Raw genomic sequence first — 22208 nt, forward strand, 5'->3', positions numbered from 1 at the left:
AGCCAGTTTGGGAGAAAGGATCGCGAAAATCAATAATGCTGTTAAAATTTTTTTCCTGACAGCAAAATGCCGATCGGAGAGTGGCTCAGTGAGGCCGGCTGTCGAATTGAGCCAGGGACGGTGACGAGAAAGCTTGGGAAACGCACCGTCACACCCTGAAGTTCATCATCCGAACGAGCGAAATCGCCACAGTCACGGGCGGGACTTGCGGCTTGCATGGATGCCAGAAAATGCGGCAAAAGCGCGTCCTCGTGGATATCGGGGTTGGCGCGGCGCATCACGGTATTGTCGTCATGGCGCAGTTCTGATGAATTCCGGGCGGTCGCCAAGAAAGGAAGGTTGCGATGCCACCAAACCATGATGCAGCATTGGCTCTGATTGTGGATCATTCGATAGGCGCCACGGTGCGGATCGTGGTGGATACGTTGCTGGCGCGAATACGCTCTCAGCAATACGCGGCCGACGAACGACTGCCTTCGGAGCGAACCCTGGCCAGCGAACTTGGCGTTGCTCGAAACACGGTTCGCGAAGCGCTCGACATACTCGAAACCCACGGCTTTATCCGCCGCCGAGCCGGAAGCGGTAGCTTTGTGACCGGACAGTCGGGCCCGGACGATGCAGCGGGAGGCGTTGCTGCGGAGACGAGTCCGCTCGACCTCCTGGTCATGCGCGGAATCATAGAGCCCGAGATGATGCGACTCGCCATTATCAACATGTCGCCGCGAGCCATAGAAGGGCTGGGCGAGATTCTGTCTGCGATGGAAATGGTTCAGACCGACGCAGCCCAGTTTGCCCGGCTCGAGGAAGAGTTTCATCGCCAGGTAGCCCGCGGAGCAGGAAACCCGCTGCTTGCGTCCTGCTACGACCTGTTGATCCAGGCTCGACGCCAAGGCTTTCGCGCCGCGCTCAACCGGCGGCATCTGACACCTCGCCGGATCCAGGACTATCAGCGACGTTACAACACGTTGCTCAACGCGATCATCGCGCGGGACATCGAGAGCGCGGTCGAGTTTGCCAAGCTGCTTTTGATCGAAGAGCAAAAGCTCCTCCTTCAAGAAGATTGAAGATTGACCACAGCGGGCCCAGCGGAAATCCGCAGCGCATCGGGCACGCTGGGATGACGTTGATCCCACATCAGCCCAAGCGCGCGCAGTTCCTGGCGCAACCGAGTCCCGTGCCGCCGCAGCCAGTTTGGGATCGATCCGAAGGCGACGATTCGCGCCTGCCCATTCGTGATACGCACGACCGGCCAATCGCCGATAAGCGCATTGTCATTGCCGAACAGGTCCGAGCCGGACCATTTGGCTATTCCGAAGGCGTGCTCACCAAGGCCGCCATGCTTCATCGCCGCGAGAACCGAAACTGGCGCTGCCGTTCCGGCCTTTTCGACCGCCGCATGCCAAAGGTCCAGGGTTGCAACGTATTCCCATGACACTGCGGTCCAGCTGTCCGGGAAGCGGCGATTGTACTCATCGAAGAATTCGGCGGGGCGATTGAAGAAGAAGGCTTTGTCGCGGAGCTCCGGATCGTCGAAATCCGGGAACTGGAATAGAAAGCCCTCAACGAACTCGACCGATGTCCTCTCGGCCAACCGGCGGTAGTTGTCCGCGGTGCAGGATATTATTTGCCCCCGGAATCCCGATCGGTATGCAGCCTCTGTCAATGCGTGAACCATCGGCTCGTAGCTCGTGCACCAGCACAGAATGTCAGGACTGCCGGTCAGCATCGCGCCGACTATCTCGTCAGCGTTTGTGGCCTCGGGCGCGTAACGGACTTCCCCCACGGCCGCGACACCCTCTGCCGCAAAGGCAGCCCGGTAGGTGGCGAGCGAGGGCAGTCCCAATGCATCAGTCTGGCTGCACATCGCCACACGCCGCAGATCGGGGCGGTTGCGTGCAAGCCACTCGACAGCCGTGACGTTGTAGAGTGGATGGATCTCGCTTGGGGCGATCAGGTACGGCGTGTCGGGCGAAAGATCGCTCGGCAGCAGAGTCGAGGTCAGAACCTTCCGGGACATAAGATAGTCCTGGATTGGACGGAATGTGTCGCCACCCAGCATCATCAGCAGTCCCACGCCGTGCTCTTGCACCAGGCGTCGGGCGCCTTCTGCCGCCCGTTCCGGATCATAACCACAATCCTCGGCGAGCAGCTGGACATGGTGGCGCGCTCCTCCGATCAAGATTCCTCCGGTGCGATTGATCCAGTCCACCCAGATACGGCAGCCATTCAGCCCAGGCAGCCCCCATGAGCGAATTGGTCCCGTGAGCGGCCCGAGAAATCCCACCTTGACTGTCCGATGCGCCCCGACGCTGAGCCGTTTTGTCTGGGCGTTCACGGCAATCCGTTGCGAGAAACTGGCCGGGCTCATTGGGCGCTTCTCCCCAAGCGGGCACCGCCCAGATTTCGGTTGCTGCAAGCGATGCGAATGTGCAAATTTACTTTCCCCATATGAATATTTGTTGACAACGCTCCAAATTCGATCCTAACTGGTCTGAACCAAAAGAACCAATACCACAAACTGGTTTAGACCAATGGGAGAATTAGCATGAAAAAGAAAATTGCCATCATTGGTGCCGGTCCGTCCGGCTTGGCTCAGTTGCGCGCCTTCGCGTCCGCAGCGCCGAAAGCGGAGATTCCCGAAATTGTCTGCTTCGAAAAGCAGAGGAATTGGGGTGGGTTGTGGAACTATACGTGGCGCACAGGCCTGGACGAATTTGGCGAGCCGGTGCATGGCTCGATGTATCGCTATCTCTGGTCCAACGGCCCCAAAGAGGGTCTAGAATTCGCGGACTACACCTTCGAGGAGCACTTCGGCAAACAGATTGCTTCCTATCCGCCCCGGGCCGTGTTGTTCGACTACATCGAGGGGCGCGTGAAGAAGGCGGGCGTCCGTCCGTGGATACGCTTCTCCAGCGTCGTCAGGTATGTGACCTGGAGTCCGGAGACCCGCAGGTTCACCGTGCTTGTGCAAGATCTTCCCAATGACCGATCCTACTCGGAAGAGTTCGATCACGTGATCGTCGCATCGGGCCATTTCTCAACGCCAAACGTGCCGGAATTCCCCGGGTTCGACACATTCAATGGTCGCATCCTGCATGCGCACGACTTCCGCGACGCACGAGAATTTGTCGGTCAGGACATACTGATCGTCGGAACCAGCTACTCGGCCGAGGATATCGGTTCCCAGTGCTGGAAGTACGGTTGCAAGTCGGTCACGGTCAGCCACCGCACGCAAGCCATGGGCTTCAAGTGGCCGGCCAACTGGAAGGAGGTGCCGCTGCTGACCAAGGTCGAGGGTAACGTCGCAACCTTCACGGATGGCTCGACGGCGACGGTCAATGCGATCATTCTCTGTACCGGCTACAAGCACCATTTTCCGTTCATGCCAGACGACTTGCGGCTGCGCACCGCGAACAGGTTGGCCACGGCGGATCTCTACAAGGGCGTAGCCTACGTCCACAACCCGGCGCTGTTTTATCTCGGCATGCAGGACCAGTGGTACACCTTCAATATGTTCGATGCGCAGGCTTGGTGGGTGCGCGATGTTATCCTCGGCAGGATTAAGCTGCCCGCGTCCAAGAACGATCTGATCGCCGACGTCGAGAAGCGGGTCGCGGCCGAGGATGCGGGAGAGGACAGCTATGACGCGATCAGATACCAAGGCAACTATATCAAGGAGCTGATCGCCGAGACCGATTATCCAAGTTTCGACGTCGACGGCGCCGACGAGGCTTTCTTCCAGTGGAAGAAGCACAAGATCAAGGACATCATGGCGTTCCGCGACAACAGCTACCGGTCGGTCATGACCGGTACCATGGCGCCGAAGCATCATACGCCGTGGAAAGACGCGCTGGACGATACAATGCAGAGCTATCTGCGCAACTGAACTTGCGTTGCGCAGTGACTTGTCCCGGAACCCTGCGGACCGTCACTCTCGTGACGAGTTCAACATGGTTCCGGGCAGATGAGAAGAAGAACAACTTCACTAAGAGAGAATGGCAAAAGCTGAGGAGGAAGCCGGGATGCTGACTACACAGACCGCACACAGGTCGTTTAGTTTCTACCTTTTGCCTGGCTTTTCGCTTCAAGCTTTCTCTTGCGCGATAGAAGTACTGAGGTTGGCCAACGAGGCAATCGGCAGGAACGTCTACAGCTGGCAGGTCATATCTGAGGACGGTCAACCGGTAATGTCGAGCTGCCGGCTGACCGTCAGCATCGACTCCACCTTGAGAGATGAACGGGAGAGAACCCAAAAATCGACCTTGACCTCGGCCGCCGTGATATGCGGCGGCAGCGCCATCCCGCGCCCGGAAAGGCAACTCGACGCATGGCTGAGGGAGTGTCGCATGCGTCGCATTCCCCTCATCTGCATCGGCAGTGGCACCGTCGTTGTTGCGCGGGCCGGACTGGCAGACGGACGCCGTTGCGCAGTCCACTGGGAACAGCTTCCGCTGTTTTGCGAGCAGTTTCCGGGCATAGAGTCCACGCAGACCGCGTTTGAACATGATGGAGATCTGCATACCTGCTCGGGTGGGGATGCCTCCTTCGACATGTTTTTGCACCTGGTTGAACGCGACCATGGTTCAGTCGTCGTCAATCGCATCTGTGAAAAGGCTATCGCATTCCGCATGCGCTCGGCCGGAGACCGGCAACGCCTGCCTCTTCATTCTCGTGTCCAGCTTAACCACAAGGCAGTGATGAAGGTCATCGGCCTGATGGAGGCAAGCTTGGATGATCCTATGCCGGTCGACGATCTCGTGGCGTTAAGTGGAATATCGCGCCGGCAGATTGAAAGACTTTTCGAGAGAGAGCTAGGACGCTCCCCGAACCGATATTACCTGGAGCTCCGTCTGGAGCGCGCGCACCTGCTTCTTGTGAGCACAAACTTGCCGGTCGTGGAAGTTGCGGTGGCGTGTGGGTTTATCTCGCCATCGCACTTCTCCAAAGTCTATCGCGAAGCCTACGGATGCGCTCCGCATCAAACACGATTGGCAGCCCGCGCAAGCGGGCGCAGCCATCAGATGAATCCGGCGCTCGGACTGGATCTTGCCGGGACTTCCCAACGAAGATTTTCAATGGCCGGATGAATCGTTGATGCTGGCTTCAGGGACGCACTCAAGGGTGCTCGTCGATCGTGTGCCTAGCCATGGGAGGCGGCAGTGACGCTTGCGGACTATCCTGCCGTGACGATGGGACCGCCGAAACCCAGCCTGATCCTGCAGCCCGGGCTGCTCGTGCCCGCCCTGGAGCGTTATCAAGTACCCGGTTCGGGCGCTGCGCTCATCGAAATCGAGGCGGGCGACCGCGTCACGATCCGCAATCTCGAAGGTGGGCAGGCCTGCGAACTGGTTGCCTTTGACGCCCAAGCGCGGATCGATCCCGGCATCCTCGGTGCTCGCGCCAATAGCGATGCCTCGGGTTTGAAGTCATTGCTTGCCAATGGTGACGAGAGCCTGCGGAAATTCCGGCTTGGCCTTGCTCAGCGCAAAGTCGACCTTGGCCGTGTCGAGGCGGTACGGTTTTTCGACAGCGGCACTCCGGCCGGGACGGAAGAGAGCTTCACCGTCGACCGATCCGGCATGCTTGCAGTGGCTGCGCCAGGGGCGCCCATGGCGGTCGACAGCCAGGACACCACAACCCCGCTGGAAGTTCTGGTCAGCCACCCCACCGCACGCTCGGTCCGCAGATTTGAACTGCCCGATCCGCTCGCCGACACAGTGCTTGACCTCACGGTAAAGTCGAGCACGGCCGAAGCCTACTTCGTCAAAGCCGGCGACTATATTCAGATCATCGACGTCGATGGCCGTCAGTGTACCGACTTCCAGTGTTTTTCGGCGCGCAAGCTCGACAAGGGGCGCGATCTCGCCCTCGATGTCACCGCCACCCGCTCGCTGATGGGCCATGCCTATCCGATGCCAGGCCTACATGCGAAATATTTCGATCAAGACTTCGAGCCACTGGTCGAGGTGGTTCAGGATACCTGTGGCCGGCACGACGCTTTTGCGCTGGCCTGCTATGCAAAATACTATGACGATATCGGCTACCCGGGTCACATCAACTGCTCTGAGAACTTCAACGGCGCGCTCGCTCCCCATGGCGTGACATCGCGTGCAGGCTGGATGGCGGTCAACTTCTTCTTCAACACCGGCATCGATGCCCATGGCGTGATGTATTCCGACGAGCCTTGGTCACGCCCGGGCGATTACGTGCTGCTGCGGGCGTTGACCGACATCGTCTGCGTGTCTTCCGCCTGCCCCGATGACACCACTCCGGCCAACGGCTGGAACCCGACTGACATCCATGTCCGGACTTATTCCGGGCTGAACAAATTTCTGCGCGCGATGGCACGACGCACGACCCCGGAGGCCGAACCTAAAATGACCCGTGAGACAGCCTTCCATCCGAGCTTCTCGAAGCACACGCGCAATTTCGTCGAGTACAAGGGCTATTGGCTGCCCCAGGAATTTTCCAGGGAAGGCGCCATCGAGGAGTACTGGGCCTGTCGTGAAAAAGCGGTGGTGATGGACCTTTCGGCGCTCCGTAAGTTCGAGGTGACTGGCCCGGATTCTGAAACGCTGATGCAATACGCGCTCACCCGCGACGTCAGCAAATTGGGGGTCGGGCAAGTGGTCTATACCGCCATGTGCTATGAGCATGGCGGTATGATTGACGATGGTACCCTGCTGCGGCTTGGCAAGGACAATTTCCGCTGGATCTGCGGTGACGACTATTCCGGCGTCTGGCTGCGCGAGCAAGCGGAGAAGCTCGGCCTAAAAGTGTTGATCCGCTCTTCGACCGACCAAATGCACAACATTGCCGTCCAAGGGCCGCGGAGCCGCGATATCCTAAAGGATATTGTCCGGACACCGCCTCACCAGCCGGCGCTCATCGAGCTCGAATGGTTCCGCTTCACCATCGGCCGTATCGGCGACGCCGGCGGCGTCCCTGTCGTGGTATCGCGCACCGGATACACCGGCGAACTCGGCTATGAGATATGGTGCCACCCGCGGGATGCCGAAAAGGTTTTTGATGCCGTGTGGGCAGCTGGCCAGCCACACGGACTGAAGCCCATGGGGTTGGCTGCACTGGACATGGTGCGCATCGAAGCTGGACTTATCTTCGCAAATTACGAATTCTCAGACCAGACGGATCCGTTCGAAGCCGGCATCGGATTCACCGTGCCGCTCAAAACCAAGACAGACGACTTCATCGGTCGCGACGCGCTTATTCGGCGCAAGGAGCATCCGCGGCACAAGCTGGTCGGTCTCGACATCGATTCAAACGTCGCCGTCGGTCACGGGGACTGCATCCATATTGGCCGCGCCCAGATCGGCGTCGTCACTTCATCGATGCGCTCGCCTGTGCTGAAGAAGAATATTGCGCTAGCCCGTATCGACGCGACGCATGCCGAAGTCGGCACCGAGGTCGAGATCGGAAAGCTCGACGGCCACCAAAAGCGCCTGCCGGCCCGCATCGTACCCTTCGCCCACTATGATCCCAAGAAGGAAAGACCAAGATCGTGAGGGAAGAATGTGGTGCAAAGATCGCGACCGCGGTGGACAACTTCCGCCTCTCTCCGTCAGTTCGAATGGCAGGAAGACGAGATCAAGCCTGGATACGTTCGAATTCGAGGGCAAACACCGGCTCTTCCAGCCGGGGGGATCGGCGGTAGCGGACCTCCGCTACCAAAACTCTCCCAGTTAAATCAGCCACTTAGATGCAGCCTCCTGCTTCTGGGTGGCTGATTTCATGTCGCACCATGTTGCAAACCACTACCGTTGATTTCCAAGGGTTCCCTGCCACTATCGGCAGGTCCATGCGACATGGACGCGACATGGGAAGGGGATCAAAATGGAGCTTGAAGAATTCATATCCGAAACGCTTCGCCAGATACTTTCCGGCGCTGCCAAGGCGCAAGACACCGAGATCGGCAAGAACGTCAATGCCGCGTTTCCTGGCGTGCTGGGCAGCAATCTGTCCGTGCTTCCTGAGTTCGGAGTGTTCGCGCGCGTCGACTTCGATGTTGCCGTAACAGCGGAATCTACTGTCGGCGGCAAGGGGTCGATCAGGGTTTGGGGACTCGGTGCCGAGGGCGGTAAGGACAGTCGATCACAGACGGTTAGCAGGGTCGTTTTTGCAGTGCCGTTACGGTTGCCCGACGGAGATCAATCGAAGAAAGTGGCTGTGGACAGGGCCGAGGACAAAAACAGGGAGAGGCTTCGACAAGCGCAGGGTCGGCATTTAGAAGAAATGGGCAAGCGGCTTGCATGAAGGCCGCGCACAATGAGGCAGCGGCCCTCTTATTATGCGCTCAGCAATTACTTATAGAACCAGCGATCCCGATCGTGCGCGGTGGCCTCGTTTAGGGTGAGGCCCAATAACAGGCCCAACCCGGCGCCGACCATGAACGCCGTTGAAACCATCCCCGGATTTTCTCGAACGGCACCCGAAACCGACTCAGCCCCGGTTCGGAGCGCCTGAGCAGTCTTGCCCGCGCGGTCGGCAGCGGTTTCATACCAGCCTTCCGCCACCTCCTCTGCCTCTTCGGCGCGCTCGGCCAGGATCCGATTGATCTTGTTGATTTCGCGCTTTAATTGCGCGACTTGCTTTTCAAGCGCCTCCTGAGCCTCGCTCTGGGTTATCTTCGGCGTTGAGGATTCGTCGCTCGTGTCAGGCATCGGTTTTCTCCTTCGCGTCGATCGCTCAACGGCCCCCATTGGAAGAAAGTTCCGGCAATGACAAAAGCCCGCCACCATCGGCAGCGGGCCACTTCGTGCAAATTTGCCCTGAGCGTCAGGCCTGAGCGACTATGTCGTCGACAAGGCTTTTGAGGATCATGATCTCGCTGACCTCGTCATCCGTGTTCCAGCGGCGCCGGACCCTCACCTTCGCGTGCAAGCCCTCCAGGCTCTTTGCGCGAGTCCGCATCACACGCTGAAACGCGCCGGCCGTTGCCGCGGCTTTCTTGGCCTCCTTCTTTTCGGCCTTGCGAACGCGGGCTGTAAGGCGATCGAGCTCCGCTTCGAGTTCCGCAGTTCTTGTAGTGGCCTTCTGGCGCCGCGCGTCTGGCGGCGTTGAACTCGGCCTCGAGCCGCAAGAGCTTTGCGTCTGGCGTTTGCTTGCCCATCACGCTGTCGCCTGCCCGGCCCCTTTGATGTAGGCGCGGATAGCGTTCCGGCCGGCGCCGGCGTCGATCATGCCCTGAACATGGTCGATGGTCTGGACCATCTCCCGCTTGAGGCGTTCTTGCGTCTCTTCGGGCAGCAATGCCAACTTCTCGTCGATGCTCCTCGCCCCCGACGCGGCCGGTGAGGAGTCAACCCGGGTTGACCCTTCAGAGGGCGAAGCCCCAGCCTTTGCAAGCCGCCTGATGTCGGCGGCGATCGACAGAAAGGCCTCATTGTCTGGAAAATCATTGAAGCCGAGCCTGTCGGACGCTCGGAGCTTGATCACCATCCCGTCGAGCGTCCCGGACGGCGTTGCGAAGATTCGACGGCCGACCTGCCACATCTCGTCGACGCGGGCATCATAGGCTTCGTCTGCAGGGTAGAGCCTTGCTCGGTCTATTTCCTCGATCTTGGCGAGGTAGGCCTCCTTCAAGGCCTCACACGTGGCTCTCTGCGCCTCGACCTCCTTTGTCCATGCGACCCAGATGGCCGGGAGCTTGTTGTTCCACGTGTCTCCAATCGTCGTGGCTGCGAACGCCTCCTTTACGTCGTCTGGCATGCGCGGTTCTTCCCACTTCGGCGGCTCCAGCGAGTAAAGAGCCACGCACTGCCCGTGGATCTCGTGCTGGGCTATCGACGCCAGTTCCATCCTGGCGTGGGCTTCCTCCATTTCGCGATCGAGCCGGAACAGCTCGGCGTCGGGATGCTCGGCAGGCGCGGCGACGGTGGCGGCCAGGGCAGCCGAAGCCGCGCCCATGGCGGGAATGGCAGCGATTGCGCCAAGCAGGAGACGACGGGAAAACCGCCCTGTGATGGTCTTTCCCTCGGCGCCGGGTATAGCTTCGCCGGCGGCCGGAACATGGATGTTCGGCATCGGATCTTCTCCAATTCGGTTTCATGTGAGGCTCCAGCGCTTCCGCCAGAACGGGAATTCTGATATCAGAGTTTTTATGCCAAAGCAAGAAACCGTGGTATCAAAGAAACGGCGCGGACCGGCCCCAACTGGCAAGGGTGTTCCAATCATGGTCCGCCTTCAACCGGACATGCTCGCGGGCGTCGATCAATTTGTTGCCGAGCATGATGTTTCGCGACCTGAAGCCGTTCGATTGATCATTCGTGACTGGTTGATCAGACATCAGGTATTGAAGGCTGAGTGAACTCGGGCGAAGCCTCACCCCCAGGGCCGCCCGCCATTCTCGGCGATGGAACTCGAAGCCAGCGGATCGAGGGCAGGCGGGAAACCGACTGGTCGCTGTCCGCGACGCTTGATCGGACCATATCCCCGTGGCGCCATTGCCCTACGCGTTTCGTGCTTGGCTTTTTCTCCAAGCCCTGGATGACATTCAGGCTGCCTACAAGGCCGCTGCACAAGCCCTTAGCAGCCGCCCGGATGAAATCGAGGAAGAAGTGCGCCGGCGGCTTGGTATTGGGCCGACAGATGCCTTCCCTGACCGAAACGATGACAACGAGGAAGATTATGTCGGCCGCCTTTATGATGAGGCCGGCGACTTGGAAGAGCGGGCCGACAGAGGTGCGCACTTTGTCCGCAAGGCGTTCCTCATTGCCCTGTTTCACCATTGGGAACGGCATTGCAACGCCGAACTCAAACGGGCAACCTACGGGCACCCGCGGGGATGGCTAAGCCAGCGAGGAAAGAGCCCCTACGCCAAGGAAATCCTCGAACTGGAGCGAGCGGCTAACTGCGCCAAGCATGGCCCAGTGCACTCTTGTCAGAACCTATTCAAGATGGCGCCGGACCTGTTCCCGACAGTCGCGACGGCGGCGAAGGCAAGCGAGCGGACACTGGCGATCGACGGTTCGACGCTGGACCGCTTCTTCGAGGTCGTGCGAAAGGCCGCCTCTTAGCGCCGTCTGATCGGCAGATACCGCCCGATAGCGCTCGCACTTGCGCAAGATCGCGCATCGCGCGATGCTGCCCTAGGGGAAATAGAGGGAGGGGCTTAAACATGGCACGCATAGAGCGCGTTGAGACCCGCAAGCGCGGTTTCTTCGGAATGATCTTCTGGTGGATGTTTTTTTGGCCTTCAACGGCCTGATGGGGCTCTGGATATTCTACGCCGCCAAGATTTCCAGTGAACATTACCAAGCCATGGCCGACGCTGCCTCACAGGCCGGGACCGCGATCGGCGGGACCATTGCCGTCGGGATCCTGCTTTGGCTTTGGATGTTCGGCGATATCATCCTCGGGCTGCTGGTTCTGCTTTCACGGGGCAAGAAAGTCACGATCGAGCGGACTATCGAGGGCTGAAAATATGCGTAGGCCGATCACGATCCTTGCCGTCTGGCTTTGCGCTAGCTCGTCCTAAACTCGGGCTCTGGAGGCGGCGCGTTCGGGTCAGGGCAACCGGACAATTGCTCACACGAAGGGTGCCTGTCGCCAACGCCGCCATAGTGTTCCACGAGTTTTGCGAATCCGTAGGCGAAGGCGAAAAGAAGCGCCAGGACAACCATTATTCGGACGGCCATTCGGGATTATAGCAGGACGTCGATCCGGATTTGACCAGCTACAGGTAGAAGAGCGACCTTCCACGGGCGCCAGCCAAGGCATCCTTCGTTCACATGCTGCGCATATTGGCCAGAGCGCATATACTATCAAGCAACCGGTGCCCGTCCGGCGTCGAGTTCATCCCCGAGAATGGCGGCGGCGATGGGGTGAGGCTGCGGAGGAATGTCTAAAAGGAGAGGATTGAGCGCTAGCTTCCCCCAGCTTGACTGAATACAACCGTACCGTCGTCTTTGCGAACTTCCACCGCCACAATACCGGCCTTCCGATCTTGAAAGGTCGCCAGCGCGTGGTCCCGTGCCGCTTTCTCGGTATCGAAGGGCGTCTTTTCAAGAATGCCGTGTTTCCCGTACCAGATCACCGTGAAGGCCATTTACGAATTATGCGCCTTGCCGCAGCATCGGTCTACGGCCAAGAAGAACGCCGGTGGTCCTGCTGTCCTACCCCCGACAGAGTGCGCCGGGCTGCTGCTATCCCAGCCCTGGGCGCAATGTCACGCCTCCGTGACTGGATACATTCCGCATTGCTTAAATTGTAAGCTTTGCTAGATCAGCCGCGGGACAAACGCGTTCGGGCGAACGCCTAATTGGTGTGGGGCATTTTGACGGATTCAACACGGCTTGAATGCCGGCGCTGCTATGGCGCTGGCAAGGTCTTCGATTGCGTAAAGTGGGTATCGGGTCTTGCTGCCCCGGCGGGACGCACCAACTTGGGTGTCCGTTGCATGCAAAGACTGCGCTGGAACGGGAGTTCGTAGCCTAGCCGCTTGATGCCGGGGCCTCGCCAGCGCGTGTTTCAGCTGGCCGCTGGCACCGCCGAAGCGTCCCGCGCCTCCTGGCGCCTGCCTGGGGCCGCGCCACACCAACCGAGCCTGTTCGGCGTGATGTCGATAACGTGCGGGCATGGGCTGACTCGGAAATGGCACTGCGTGTCGGTTTGGGTCGCCATCGTATTGGATCTCGCGACATCCTGACAATCAGGCGAATTTTAGCCAGAAAAGGCATAGAGAAGCCCGACCTTGGCCGGGACTTAGGGCAGAGGAATCGGCTTGTCGCTGAGCGTACGCAAATAGGCAATCAGATCAACGCGCTCCGCCTCGTCACGAACACCGGGTATCTCCATGAACACGCCAGGCGTGGTGAGCGTGGGGCCGTAAAGGTAAGTGTTCAGGTCCTCGTAGGTCCACACGCCCGCCCAAGCCAGTAGAGTTTTGGAGTATTTGGCTTCCGGCGAGGATGCCTTGTCGCGGCCAACGACTTCCCACAAGTTCGGACCCTGCTTGACGCCCTTGCCTGGTTCGTTGTTATGGCAGCCATCACAGTTCCCATCGAAATATTTCCGGCCTTTCTCGACATCGGCGGCAGCCAGTTTCGTGGCAATCGGTGAGGGCTTCGGCAGCACGACGCGATTCGCCATCAGGTATTCAGATATCTCGGAAAAATCGTAGAACCTGGCGAGATGGATCGGTGTCCGTGCGATGGGCTCCGTCGTTCGGGCGTTGACGTCAGCCCCCGCTGCGACCAGTGCCTTGACACAGTCCAGGCAGCCATGCTTGACGGCCACGTGAATGGCAGCCTGATCCCCTGCAGTTGAGTTGGGATCGGCGCCATGCGCCAACAGCAGCGTGATGAATTCGAGCTTGTTTTTTGCAACGGCCGCCATCAAGGGCGGCCCCCCTATCTTCGATCCGGCGTTGACGTCTGCACCGCGCTCGATCAGCAGTTTGGCTGCACCGAGATGCTGCCTGCTGACCGCATAGTAGAGCGGCGTTGCATAGCCATCAGGACCGTTGACGTTCGCCCCCGCGTCCAGAGCCGCCGCAATGGCAGCCATGTCGCCCTTCTTGGCAGCGTCATGAATGGCTGCCGCCTGCGATGTCAGCGGGATCAAATAGAAACATATCAACAACAGCATTCCAGCGCGCATAGTTGCATCCCCTGCTGCTGGATCAGTATGGCACTCCTTCTCAGGGGAATCACACGCCACGGCGCGATATCGCGCGCCAGCGTGCGATATTTTCCCACTCTTCGATCTTACTGACACGCTTGGGACCGCAACAGCGCTCAAAGAGTCAAAATCACTGTGAAAAGGTACTAGATCACTGTGAAAAGGTACTAGCACCGTCGCTTGCCTGGCGTGACAGCATGGTTCGTAAATTGAAGGTTTCGGTCCTCGCGGCCGGCGGCGCGGCACTCGTGGCAGAAGATCACTTTGACCAAATCCCAGTGAAGGCACCCATGGTCTGGCCCGAGCCGCTTCGCCAGTTCGGCAACGTCCAGGGTCGCCTTGCGCCTGCAAGTGAGGCAGTCGACCGACAGACCTGTGCCAGCCTCCAGCTTCTTGCCGAGCGTGTCTTCAACGAAGGGGAATTTCATCGTCATTGGCGATCCTCGTGAGTGGGTCGCCGCACCGGGAAGGATTATATTCCTGAAGGCCTGTCGATTGCCAAGAGGCTTTTGCCGTTAGTCCTGTCGAAGCAGGGCCTCTCCATATTTGGCCCACAACTGCTCGCAGTCCCTAACCCTAAGGCTCGGGCTTCCCGGTTCCCCATACAAGACCATCGCGGCGCGGACGTCGTAACCCAGGATTGAAGCATTGGCGACAAACTGGACGGCCTCTCCTAACCGGCAGGAGTCGATCGCGGCATCCGATTTGGTCGTGGGATCTAATACGCCAAGAATCTGCGCCTCCTTATTCCTGGCTTCCAGAGCAGCAGCCATTGCTTCTTCGGTCACGTTCTTAGCTTCCCAGGCGCGCACTCCTCCCTGAAATCCTGCAGCGAGGCATGGCGTAGATCCTCCTCGCCGCGCAGATGCTTCACGCGGCCGATCAGCCCCGGCTTGACCCATTGTGTCGCCGGCCGCTTCATGCCATTGGGCGCCGTCCCCGCGTGCTCCTGGACGCTCTTCCAAAGCTGTTCGCGCATCTCGCGGTTCAAGGTGATGAAAGCCGACCCAACATATCGGCCGGTGCTGGGCTCGGCCATGAGAGCGAACGCCGGCTTGCCGGGCTCGCGTTCAACCCCAAGCAGTTCGTATTCATCGATGGTGTAGCACTTGGCTTTCAGCCAATTGGTCGATGGTCCCGATCGATACTTGCTGTCCTTCCGCTTCGAGACGACGCCTTCAAGCCCGGCCTGCTCCACCAGATGAAAGACGGCGGCGCCGGTGCCTGGCAGCGCCTCGCTGAACTGAATCCGCTCCCCCGCCGGGATCATCGCCTGCAGCACCTCGCGCCGATCCTCTAGCGGCATATCTCGCAAGTCGTGGCCGTTGAGGTGCAGGAGATCGAAGGCGACGAAATAGAGGTCGTGCTGACGCCGCGTGATGGCTTTGCGAAGTTCGCCGAAGTCTGAAACGCCGACATCATTCAGGACGACGATCTCGCCGTCGATGACTGCGCTCTGAACGTTGAGCCCTTTTGCGGTCTCCACCAGGCCGCGATATTTTGCCGTCCAATCGAGCCCACGACGGGTGAAGATCCGGACTTCAGCATCATCGATGACGATCTGCGACCGATAGCCATCAAACTTCACCTCATGCAGCCAGCCATCGCCTTCCGGCGGCTTGTCGACCAAAGTCGGCATCAGAGGCGGGATGAACTTCAGGCGGTCGCCTGCGTTACGCATGCACTCGCTACTCCCCAAGCGCGATTCAAGCCCGGTGGCTGCGATCGGTTCCGCGTATTTTAGCAAAATTGTATATGAGAATGGTAATGAAGAATGATCCGGACTGCCGCGCCGCACTACACCTGATCAGGATGGCGATCGAGGAAACGTGCCCGGCCGGCGTGCTGCCGAGCGAAGAAGCGGTTCTGGGTCTCTACGGTCCGGCGCCTATTCATGAGGCTGAAGCCCTAGCGAAAGCGATCATCGCCACTGTCGAGAAGCTGACCGCCGATCACCCTGTGGATAGTAACCGATCATTCACCATGGTCGGGCATGCTGATTGAAGGCGCCTACAACGCGCGAAGTCTAGCCCCGCGTCATTGATGACGCGCCCCGCCTTGCGGTTGACCGTCTTGCCGGTTCGGCGCTGGTGTCGATGCTGGCCACGGCCTCCGGCCGGGCGCTGATCACCAGACGCGCCAAGCGATCACGCACAACACCGCGAAGCACATCCAGACCGCAATGCGAATGTCGATCAGCAACTTGTCGCCAGCGCCTAGGATGGCGGCGATGTCGTGGTGGTCTTATCCATTATGGTTGCGATGGGCTGCTCGAGAGCCGGATGCTTTTCGCCCCAGCTTTCTCGCGTCATCCTATCCTTTGCCTCTCTCCGAGTGAAATCTTTTGGATTCTCTTCGGCAAGTAATCTTTTAGCGTTTGGTACTTTAGGCATGGCTAATTCTCATTACCCGCTTTGCAATATAGATACATCCGTCTCGCCTCAAGCGTAGTTATTCACAATAATTTCATTAACGCGAGCCCTGCTGACTTGATCTCGAAGAGCACCATCACTGCCCAACCTGCAAAGGCGGCCAGCCGCCCCGCCATGGGCATGGTTCGCGCCATTAGATCCGAGCAGGCACGGACGCGGATGTAAGCGCCTCGCCGATCGCCTATGGATTTGGGCTTGACGTTTTCCGGAATCGCCAGGGCATGAGTTCCTCGATCTGGCTCTGCGGATGGCCGTTGATGATGGCGTCGAGAGTTTCGGCGAGGTAGGCAACGGGATTGACGTCGTTGAGCCTGCAGGTGGCCACGACGGATGAGAGCAGTGCCCAGTTTTCGGCCCCGACTTCATGGCCAGCAAACAGAGCATTTTTTCTGGTCAAGCATACTGGACGGATGGCGTTTTCGACTGGGTTGGTGTCGAGCTCGAGCCGCCCGTCGCCGAGGAAGCGGGTGAGCCCTTCCCAATGGGCAAGACCATAGCGGATGTCTTCGGCCAGCTTTGAGCCCGAGGAGATCATCGACAATTGCTTTTCAAACCACGGCTTCAAGGCGGCGATGATCGGGGTGGAGTACTGCTGTCGCGCGGCGAGCCGAGCTTGTGGCGTCATGCCGCGCACCGTCGCCTCGACGGCGTAGAGCGTGGCGATCTGGCGTACGGCGGCTTCGGCGATCGGGGACTTGGTGTTGCGCGCCAGCTTCACAAAACGTCGGCGCAGATGACTCCAGCAATGGACGAGCAGCCACGGTCCTTGCGGCCGTTCCAGGCGTGTCAGCCGGTCATAGCCCTCATAGGCGTCAACTTGCAGGAACTGTCCGCCGAAGCCTTGAAGGAAGCGTTCAGCATGGTCGCCGCCGCGCCCTGGCGCATAGTGGAACAGCACGATGGGCGGGCCTTGGCCACCATGGCCGCGGTCATCGGAAGCGATCGCCCAGAAGAAGCCCTTCTTGACCTTGCCGCGTCCGGGATCGAGCACCGGCGCGGTGGTCTCGTCCATGAACAGGCGATCCGCGTCAGCCAGATGCCTGCGCATGTGCTCGGCTATCGGCTTGAGATGGAAGCAGGCCCGGCCTGCCCAATTGCCCAGTGTGGCGCGATCCAGTTGGATGCCCTGGCGAGCGTAGATCTCGGCCTGCCGGTAGAACGGCAAGTGATCGCCGAACTTGGCGACGATAACCTGGGCGATCAGCGCCTCGGTCGGCAGGCCGCCAGGCACCACATGCTCGAGGGCATGGGCCTGCACGACCGCGCCCGAGCAGCGGCGGCAAGCGTATTTCGGGCGGCGCGTGACCAGCACGCGCAACTGCGCCGGGATCACGTCCAGCCGTTCGCTGACGTCCTCGCCGATCCTGGCCATCTCGCCGCAGCCGCACGGGCACAACGTGCTCTCGGGCTCGATGACCCGCTCCACCCGCGGCAGATGGGCCGGCAAGTGACCGCGGTTGCGCCGGCGAGAACCGGAGGTGTCGTCCGAATGGCCCTGGACGACTCGCTGCGCCTTTTCCTGCGCGGCGTCGAGCACACCCTGGGCGATCTCCACGTCTTCGAGCGGCAGGTGGTATTGATCCGGATGCAGCTTCTCGGACCTGGCACCGAACTTCTCGTGGTTGAGTTGGCTGACGATGCTCTCCAGGCGACGCCGCGCCTCTTCGGCCTCAGCCAAGGCAGCCTGGTGCTCGGCCAGGGCCGCTCGCGTCTGGGCAAGGAGCGCCTTCAAACGCTCGTTCTCTTCCTGGAGAACCGTCAGATTCATGCGCTAATTCAAGCACATGAACACCGATAACGCCATCGGAGACAACGCCTGAGTCACTGTGCCACACACTCATCCGGCAAGTACGACATTAATGCGAACCTGCTGATCACGTGGAGCCGGAGATGCGCACGCCGGCGTCGGCAGCTTCGCGCTGGAATTGACTCCGGTCGAGGTCATCAGTAGCGCGCCGGCTGCTGTCCCAGCCGCGGCAGCAGGGGCGGAACAGCACGGCGTGCTTGAAATCGCCTGGTCGGCGGGGTGCGCGTGCGGGTGCAAGCCGAAGTCAGCGAGGATCTCTGGAGAGGTCATATCCCGGCAGGCCACCGGTGATCGTACACGTGCCAAATCCCCGCGATCACCTTAGTACCGGCAGTTAAGAGTGCCGCCCGACGGCGGAACTGTTCCGTTGCCGTTTGGCCATCGCCTTTCATCAAGCAGTTGCAGCGCGCTCGGTTCGACTGCCGCTCCGAGCGCGGCACGACCCCTGAACAACTTGCGCTTGGATTGGAAGGCTTTGACGGTGATCTCGCCCGCGAAGAGGAGAGCCGTCCGCCTATCGAGGAATAGCAAAGCGAGCAGCCGTCCCACAGCAAGCGTGAGCGAGATGCGGAGTTGTACTTGTTCTGCACCACGCGCCCCAACGTATGCCTGCCAGGCTGCATGACGGTGGTGCAGGCGCCAACTCACCGCTGTTGCCGCCTGCTGGAACATACAAGGCCCTGACGCTCGAGACAGCCGACGGGGTAGCCCGAACCGTGCGGGAACTGAGGGCGGCTTGACCACGGACGCTCTCTAAACAATTAAAAAAGGCCAGTGCCTAAGATCCTCGTTTGCGCCAAAGGAGATCGAGCCGGGTCGCGTTTTGGCTCCGGCGTGCCGCTTGGGCACTTTGAGGAGCCGACGCTGTCAATCCAACCTAAATCGTCTGCAGATCCGCGCGGGAAATGTCCGCAATGCGATCGGCCGCGCTTTCAAGCTCTTCGGCAATAGATTGGCGCGTCATCGCATCAGTCCGCTTGCCTGAGGCAGGGTCTTCTTAAGCCTTCACCCGCTTGACTGGTGCCTTCTTGGACGGTGCCTTCTTGGTGGGCATTATTGCGCCCGCCTTGCGACCAAGTCCGATTGACTTCGCCAGCTCTGACCGTTGTGCGGCGTAGCTTGGTGCCACCATAGGGTAGTCCCGCGCCAACCCCCACTTGGCTCGATACTCGTCAGGCGTCATGCCAAGCAAGCCCAAGTGCCGTTTCATCGACTTGAACTTGCGCCCGTCCTCCAAGGAAATGATGTGGTCTGGAAACACAGATTTTTTCGGATTGACCGCCGGGGTCTGTGTTGGCTGCTCAACTACAGCTGGCTTGACCAAGCTGACGAGAGCGGAGTTCACCGAAGAAATAAGATCGGGCAGGCCTGCTACGGGCACTGCGTTATTTTGGACAAACGCCGCGACAATATCCGCGGTCAATTCCATCAATTCCGCGTTCTGGCGATTCTTCTCTTCGGTCATTCATCAACTCCTATTGCAAGTCCCCTTTCGTATGGGGGAAAGTCGGATCGCGCAAGAAGCAGGACCACACAACGAAATGCTCGGGATCATCGGCCGGCCGCTGCGTAGATTCCTCCGGAAGCCAGCCTTCCGAGTTTTGTCCCTCTTTTGGTCTTGGTTGCTCCTTTTGTTAGCTCACCGTGCGCGGCACTCGCGGGGTTCCGAAATTACATTCGAGGGACTTCCGGTCCCATCCGGCTGCCTCTGCCGCGGCCTCGTAACTCGATTGCAGGAAGCGCATGAGTGCCTCTTCCGGGTCCGGGCTTTGGCGGACCGCTTCATAGGGCAGCAGGAACTCACCCAATGTCGGGTCGAAGTGGGCCGCCGCCGGCGCTACGGGCCGCTCGGCAAAGCCGTCGGGCGCCGGATAGGCGTAGGAATAGAACATCGGCTCGTTCACGCCGCCGCCACCGGGCCAGAACCCGGCCGAAGACACTTCGTGACTATAAGCCTGCCTGGGTCACCGCATCGGGTAGCGCCGGCACTCCGCCGGGATGGCGAGGCGCCTTGCGGCCCGAAAAGCGCGTCACGGCAAGATCGAACGATCCCCAGAACAGGTGCACAGGCGACACCTTGCCCAGGAATCCGGTGCGGAAACGCGTGAACACCCGCTCGATCTGCATCAGCGCCCTGTGGAACCGCTCCGCCGCCTCACGGTCGTAGGGACGCTGCGCGGTGTCCTCGGCAAAACGCTTCGCATTGGGAATCTCGTTTGGAGCCCCATGGATGTCCATCCGTCCGCCAAGCTGCCCCACCAGATTGGTGGTCCTGTCTAGGAAATCGGCCACGCTCATCGCCTCCAGCTGGAAGCGCTCGCGCACGGCGGGTGTTTCACCGATCAGGGCATGTTCGTGGAGATCGAAGGTCAACCGCGGGGCGTCACGTAAAGCGTGGCCTGCCAGGAGTGGTTCGCCCATGGTGTGTGCGCGAGGCGGTACTTGCCGACGATCTGGGTCCAAAGGTGCAGTGCGGCGCAGGTCTCGGCCCAATCTGCATAGGGCAACGCCGGCCAGCGGTTCTTGGTGTCTGGTACGTCGCTCATCCGATCGGCTCCATGTCCTGGCGAGGGAATGCGTCGGCGAAAGAGCGCTGTCCCAGATACTCGCCGCCGTTCTCGTTCAAGACGTCATCCATCCCACTACGAGCGGCTCGGGTTCCGTTAAACACCTTATCTCGGTGTCCACGAAACCGGCAGCAGGCCACCTTGCTGCTGCCAGTTTTTGCGGTTCGCTCGCCTGTCAAAAGGGACAATCTTTCGGCTCACGACCCGGAGCGGGGTTTTGCAAGGCTCCCGGAATCGAGGTGGTCCGCTTTCGGTCATTCCGCACTCCTCAGATCAACAGCATCCAGCACCAATACGCACCAATCACCATTTGCACCGCGAACGCGGTGAACCTGAGACTGACTGCGAGTTGGTTGGTCGAGACGAGGTGGATCACCGACTGCGCTATCCGTGCGCCTAACAGCGTGGAGGCCAAGGGATCCGTGACATCTGTCTTTGAAATAATGATCGCGACTCCGAGCAGACCTCCGAAGATTGGAAGCCCTTCTATGCAGTTGGCGTGGGCACGGGCCAACCTCTGCATGAAGGGGGAGAGCGATGCGTTATCTGGCGTAAAGCCGTTTGCCGCGACTTGTCCGGAGATCACTAGGTACGTTCGGATGACTTCCATAATGATCAGCAGGCCTAGTGCCCACGAGATGAATCCGGTCAATGCAAAAGCACTCGCCGACATATGCCGTCCCCGTTGTTCGCCCTTTGGTTCATTGTAAAGGATCAAGTGGTCTAATGCTAATCGACGAGGCGGCTTTGGGCCGAAGAACGAACATGACGTAATCGCCTGAACATGGCCGCGAACAAGACCGATGCGAACGACCCGGAAGGCCTGGCACATCTGGCCGAGGTCGGCTTCTACCGAGAAGTTCGGGTCAAAGGTTTCGACAGCATGACGCACGCTGATCGCCGAGCGCGATGCGAAGCGCCAGCATCTTTTGTGCTGGTAGAGCGCGCAGCGGTCGGCGCGGTTTTCCAGCGTCGTACCCGGTGATCTTCGATGCGGCATAAACCGATTGCACATAGTCGCCCTGCCAAATGAGCGACATGATGGGCTCAAGGGCCTTCCATCGCTCGCAAACGAGCTGCCAGTCCTGAGCCTGCGCGGCTTCGGCGACGCCAAGGCAGGATTTGGGCGCAATGTTTGCGCCTCCCCATATCAAGCCGCGAGCACCTGCAAAAAGAGCGTAAGGGACCAATGGGTCCGCGCCATTTATGACGGGAAGAGCCGTGCGGATTAGGGATGCCTGCTTGCCGAGATCGCCGCTGCTGTCTTTGACCGTGTGGAAATTGGGGATCTCGCAGAGACGTTGAATAAGGCTTGGAGTGATCTCTACGCCTACGGCCTGAGGCACGTTATAGCCGATGATCGGAAGACCGCCTTTAGAGGCTTCGGAATAGAAGGCCACGATGTCGTCGTGATCGGTCGGCCCTTCGAAAAACGGCGGCAGGACCATTACACCATCCGCGCCACAGTCGGCGGCATGCTTGCTACGCTCTATGACCTCCTCGACGAGAAGCGCGGACGTCTGGACTATGATTTTTGCGCGGCCATTGATGATCCTGCTGCCCTGCTGAGCAAGCTCCTTGGATTCTTCCTTGGAGAGATACACGTGCATCCCGGTGCCGGAGCTAAGCACGAAGCCCTTTATCCCGGCGGCAAGGTAGCGTTCGACAAGTCCCCGCAAACGGTTCCAATCGATATGACCAGTGGCGTCAAACGGTGTTGTGATCGCCAGGTTCAAGCCAGGGAACAGAAAGTCAGCCATCTCT

The 22208-nt window shown here is 59.7% G+C and carries 22 protein-coding genes and 2 pseudogenes; 10 read left to right on the forward strand and 14 right to left on the reverse strand.

Annotated features, from left to right (window positions below):
- Positions 1 to 41: 41 nt before the first annotated feature.
- A complete protein-coding gene (locus EH240_RS27530; protein ID WP_167484177.1) occupies positions 42 to 389 on the reverse strand; it encodes a hypothetical protein in 348 nt (115 codons plus the stop codon).
- Here EH240_RS27530 and EH240_RS27535 point away from each other — a divergent pair.
- Positions 369 to 1064, forward strand: coding sequence for a FadR/GntR family transcriptional regulator (locus EH240_RS27535; protein ID WP_206075332.1), 696 nt, complete (start codon positions 369 to 371; stop codon positions 1062 to 1064). The genes EH240_RS27530 and EH240_RS27535 overlap by 21 nt on opposite strands.
- Here the strand turns inward: EH240_RS27535 and EH240_RS27540 are convergent.
- Entirely contained in the window at positions 1052 to 2368 is a 1317-nt protein-coding gene (locus EH240_RS27540) for an ABC transporter substrate-binding protein (protein ID WP_125004514.1), read from the reverse strand. The genes EH240_RS27535 and EH240_RS27540 overlap by 13 nt on opposite strands.
- A 177-nt stretch (positions 2369 to 2545) precedes the next feature.
- Between EH240_RS27540 and EH240_RS27545 the strand changes: the two genes are divergently transcribed.
- From EH240_RS27545 to EH240_RS27560, 4 genes are all read left to right on the forward strand, one after another.
- Positions 2546 to 3886: an NAD(P)-binding domain-containing protein gene (locus tag EH240_RS27545; protein ID WP_125004516.1), complete on the forward strand. Its 1341-nt coding sequence runs from the start codon at positions 2546 to 2548 to the stop codon at positions 3884 to 3886.
- A 301-nt stretch (positions 3887 to 4187) separates the two neighbouring features.
- Positions 4188 to 5087 (forward strand): GlxA family transcriptional regulator, encoded by a 900-nt coding sequence (locus tag EH240_RS27550; RefSeq protein WP_245436415.1) that lies wholly within the window; start codon positions 4188 to 4190, stop codon positions 5085 to 5087.
- A gap of 102 nt (positions 5088 to 5189) precedes the next feature.
- Positions 5190 to 7523 carry a trimethylamine N-oxide demethylase gene (locus tag EH240_RS27555; RefSeq protein WP_167484183.1) on the forward strand — a complete coding sequence of 778 codons (2334 nt, stop codon included), beginning with the start codon at positions 5190 to 5192 and terminating at the stop codon, positions 7521 to 7523.
- A gap of 328 nt (positions 7524 to 7851) precedes the next feature.
- Positions 7852 to 8271, forward strand: coding sequence for a trypco2 family protein (locus EH240_RS27560; protein ID WP_125004522.1), 420 nt, complete (start codon positions 7852 to 7854; stop codon positions 8269 to 8271).
- A 47-nt stretch (positions 8272 to 8318) separates the two neighbouring features.
- Here the strand turns inward: EH240_RS27560 and EH240_RS27565 are convergent, their stop codons facing one another.
- Together EH240_RS27565 and EH240_RS27570 are read right to left on the reverse strand one after the other, a co-directional pair.
- Entirely contained in the window at positions 8319 to 8678 is a 360-nt protein-coding gene (locus tag EH240_RS27565; protein WP_125004523.1) for a hypothetical protein, read from the reverse strand.
- 448 nt (positions 8679 to 9126) lie between these two features.
- Positions 9127 to 9924, reverse strand: coding sequence for a hypothetical protein (locus EH240_RS27570; protein WP_125004525.1), 798 nt, complete (start codon positions 9922 to 9924; stop codon positions 9127 to 9129).
- A gap of 106 nt (positions 9925 to 10030) precedes the next feature.
- Here EH240_RS27570 and EH240_RS27575 point away from each other — a divergent pair, with 106 nt between their 5' ends.
- The 3 genes from EH240_RS27575 (at position 10031) to EH240_RS27585 (ending at position 11436) form a co-directional block, all read left to right on the forward strand.
- Positions 10031 to 10324: a ribbon-helix-helix domain-containing protein gene (locus tag EH240_RS27575; protein WP_245436410.1), complete on the forward strand. Its 294-nt coding sequence runs from the start codon at positions 10031 to 10033 to the stop codon at positions 10322 to 10324.
- 127 nt (positions 10325 to 10451) lie between these two features.
- Positions 10452 to 11033, forward strand: a complete 582-nt coding sequence (locus EH240_RS27580) for a hypothetical protein (protein WP_125004527.1) — start codon at positions 10452 to 10454, stop codon at positions 11031 to 11033.
- Positions 11034 to 11205: 172 nt separating this feature from the next.
- Positions 11206 to 11436, forward strand: coding sequence for a hypothetical protein (locus EH240_RS27585; RefSeq protein ID WP_125004529.1), 231 nt, complete (start codon positions 11206 to 11208; stop codon positions 11434 to 11436).
- Positions 11437 to 11881: 445 nt separating this feature from the next.
- Here the strand turns inward: EH240_RS27585 and EH240_RS27590 are convergent, their stop codons facing one another.
- The 5 genes from EH240_RS27590 to EH240_RS27610 all read right to left on the reverse strand — a co-directional run bounded on the left by EH240_RS27590 (position 11882) and on the right by EH240_RS27610 (position 15319).
- Positions 11882 to 12064: a hypothetical protein gene (locus EH240_RS27590; RefSeq protein ID WP_125004531.1), complete on the reverse strand. Its 183-nt coding sequence runs from the start codon at positions 12062 to 12064 to the stop codon at positions 11882 to 11884.
- Positions 12065 to 12720: 656 nt separating this feature from the next.
- The gene (locus tag EH240_RS27595; protein WP_125004533.1) at positions 12721 to 13617 is read right to left on the reverse strand and encodes an ankyrin repeat domain-containing protein; all 897 of its coding nucleotides are present in this window, start codon (positions 13615 to 13617) and stop codon (positions 12721 to 12723) included.
- Between the two features lie 188 nt (positions 13618 to 13805).
- Positions 13806 to 14072 (reverse strand): hypothetical protein, encoded by a 267-nt coding sequence (locus tag EH240_RS27600; protein WP_125004535.1) that lies wholly within the window; start codon positions 14070 to 14072, stop codon positions 13806 to 13808.
- A gap of 81 nt (positions 14073 to 14153) precedes the next feature.
- Positions 14154 to 14426 carry a hypothetical protein gene (locus EH240_RS27605; RefSeq protein ID WP_245436411.1) on the reverse strand — a complete coding sequence of 91 codons (273 nt, stop codon included), beginning with the start codon at positions 14424 to 14426 and terminating at the stop codon, positions 14154 to 14156.
- Complete coding sequence (locus tag EH240_RS27610) at positions 14423 to 15319, reverse strand: ATP-dependent DNA ligase (RefSeq protein WP_125004591.1); 897 nt, start codon at positions 15317 to 15319, stop codon at positions 14423 to 14425. The genes EH240_RS27605 and EH240_RS27610 overlap by 4 nt, the downstream gene beginning before the upstream one ends.
- An 86-nt stretch (positions 15320 to 15405) precedes the next feature.
- Between EH240_RS27610 and EH240_RS27615 the strand changes: the two genes are divergently transcribed.
- Positions 15406 to 15642, forward strand: coding sequence for a hypothetical protein (locus EH240_RS27615; protein WP_125004537.1), 237 nt, complete (start codon positions 15406 to 15408; stop codon positions 15640 to 15642).
- Between the two features lie 609 nt (positions 15643 to 16251).
- Here EH240_RS27615 and tnpC read toward each other — a convergent pair.
- The 4 genes and pseudogenes from tnpC to EH240_RS27635 form a co-directional block, all read right to left on the reverse strand.
- Positions 16252 to 17838 carry an IS66 family transposase gene (tnpC, locus tag EH240_RS27620; protein WP_125004538.1) on the reverse strand — a complete coding sequence of 529 codons (1587 nt, stop codon included), beginning with the start codon at positions 17836 to 17838 and terminating at the stop codon, positions 16252 to 16254.
- Between the two features lie 1036 nt (positions 17839 to 18874).
- Positions 18875 to 19342 carry a Ros/MucR family transcriptional regulator gene (locus EH240_RS27625; protein WP_125004540.1) on the reverse strand — a complete coding sequence of 156 codons (468 nt, stop codon included), beginning with the start codon at positions 19340 to 19342 and terminating at the stop codon, positions 18875 to 18877.
- Positions 19343 to 19511: 169 nt separating this feature from the next.
- Positions 19512 to 20423 (reverse strand): annotated as a pseudogene (locus EH240_RS27630) (DUF5996 family protein).
- Positions 20424 to 20712: 289 nt separating this feature from the next.
- Positions 20713 to 21117 (reverse strand): MAPEG family protein, encoded by a 405-nt coding sequence (locus EH240_RS27635; protein WP_125004593.1) that lies wholly within the window; start codon positions 21115 to 21117, stop codon positions 20713 to 20715.
- 105 nt (positions 21118 to 21222) lie between these two features.
- Here EH240_RS27635 and EH240_RS39250 point away from each other — a divergent pair.
- Positions 21223 to 21330 (forward strand): annotated as a pseudogene (locus EH240_RS39250) (IS110 family transposase); the annotation flags it as partial.
- On the opposite strand, the gene EH240_RS27645 reads toward EH240_RS39250, so the two are convergent.
- On the reverse strand, positions 21311 to 22204 hold the full coding sequence (locus tag EH240_RS27645) for a dihydrodipicolinate synthase family protein (RefSeq protein ID WP_125004542.1): 894 nt from the start codon (positions 22202 to 22204) through the stop codon (positions 21311 to 21313). The pseudogene EH240_RS39250 and the gene EH240_RS27645 sit on opposite strands and share 20 nt — an antisense overlap.
- Positions 22205 to 22208 lie beyond the last annotated feature (4 nt).

It is taken from the genome of Mesorhizobium tamadayense (assembly GCF_003863365.1).
Lineage (GTDB): Bacteria > Pseudomonadota > Alphaproteobacteria > Rhizobiales > Rhizobiaceae > Mesorhizobium > Mesorhizobium tamadayense.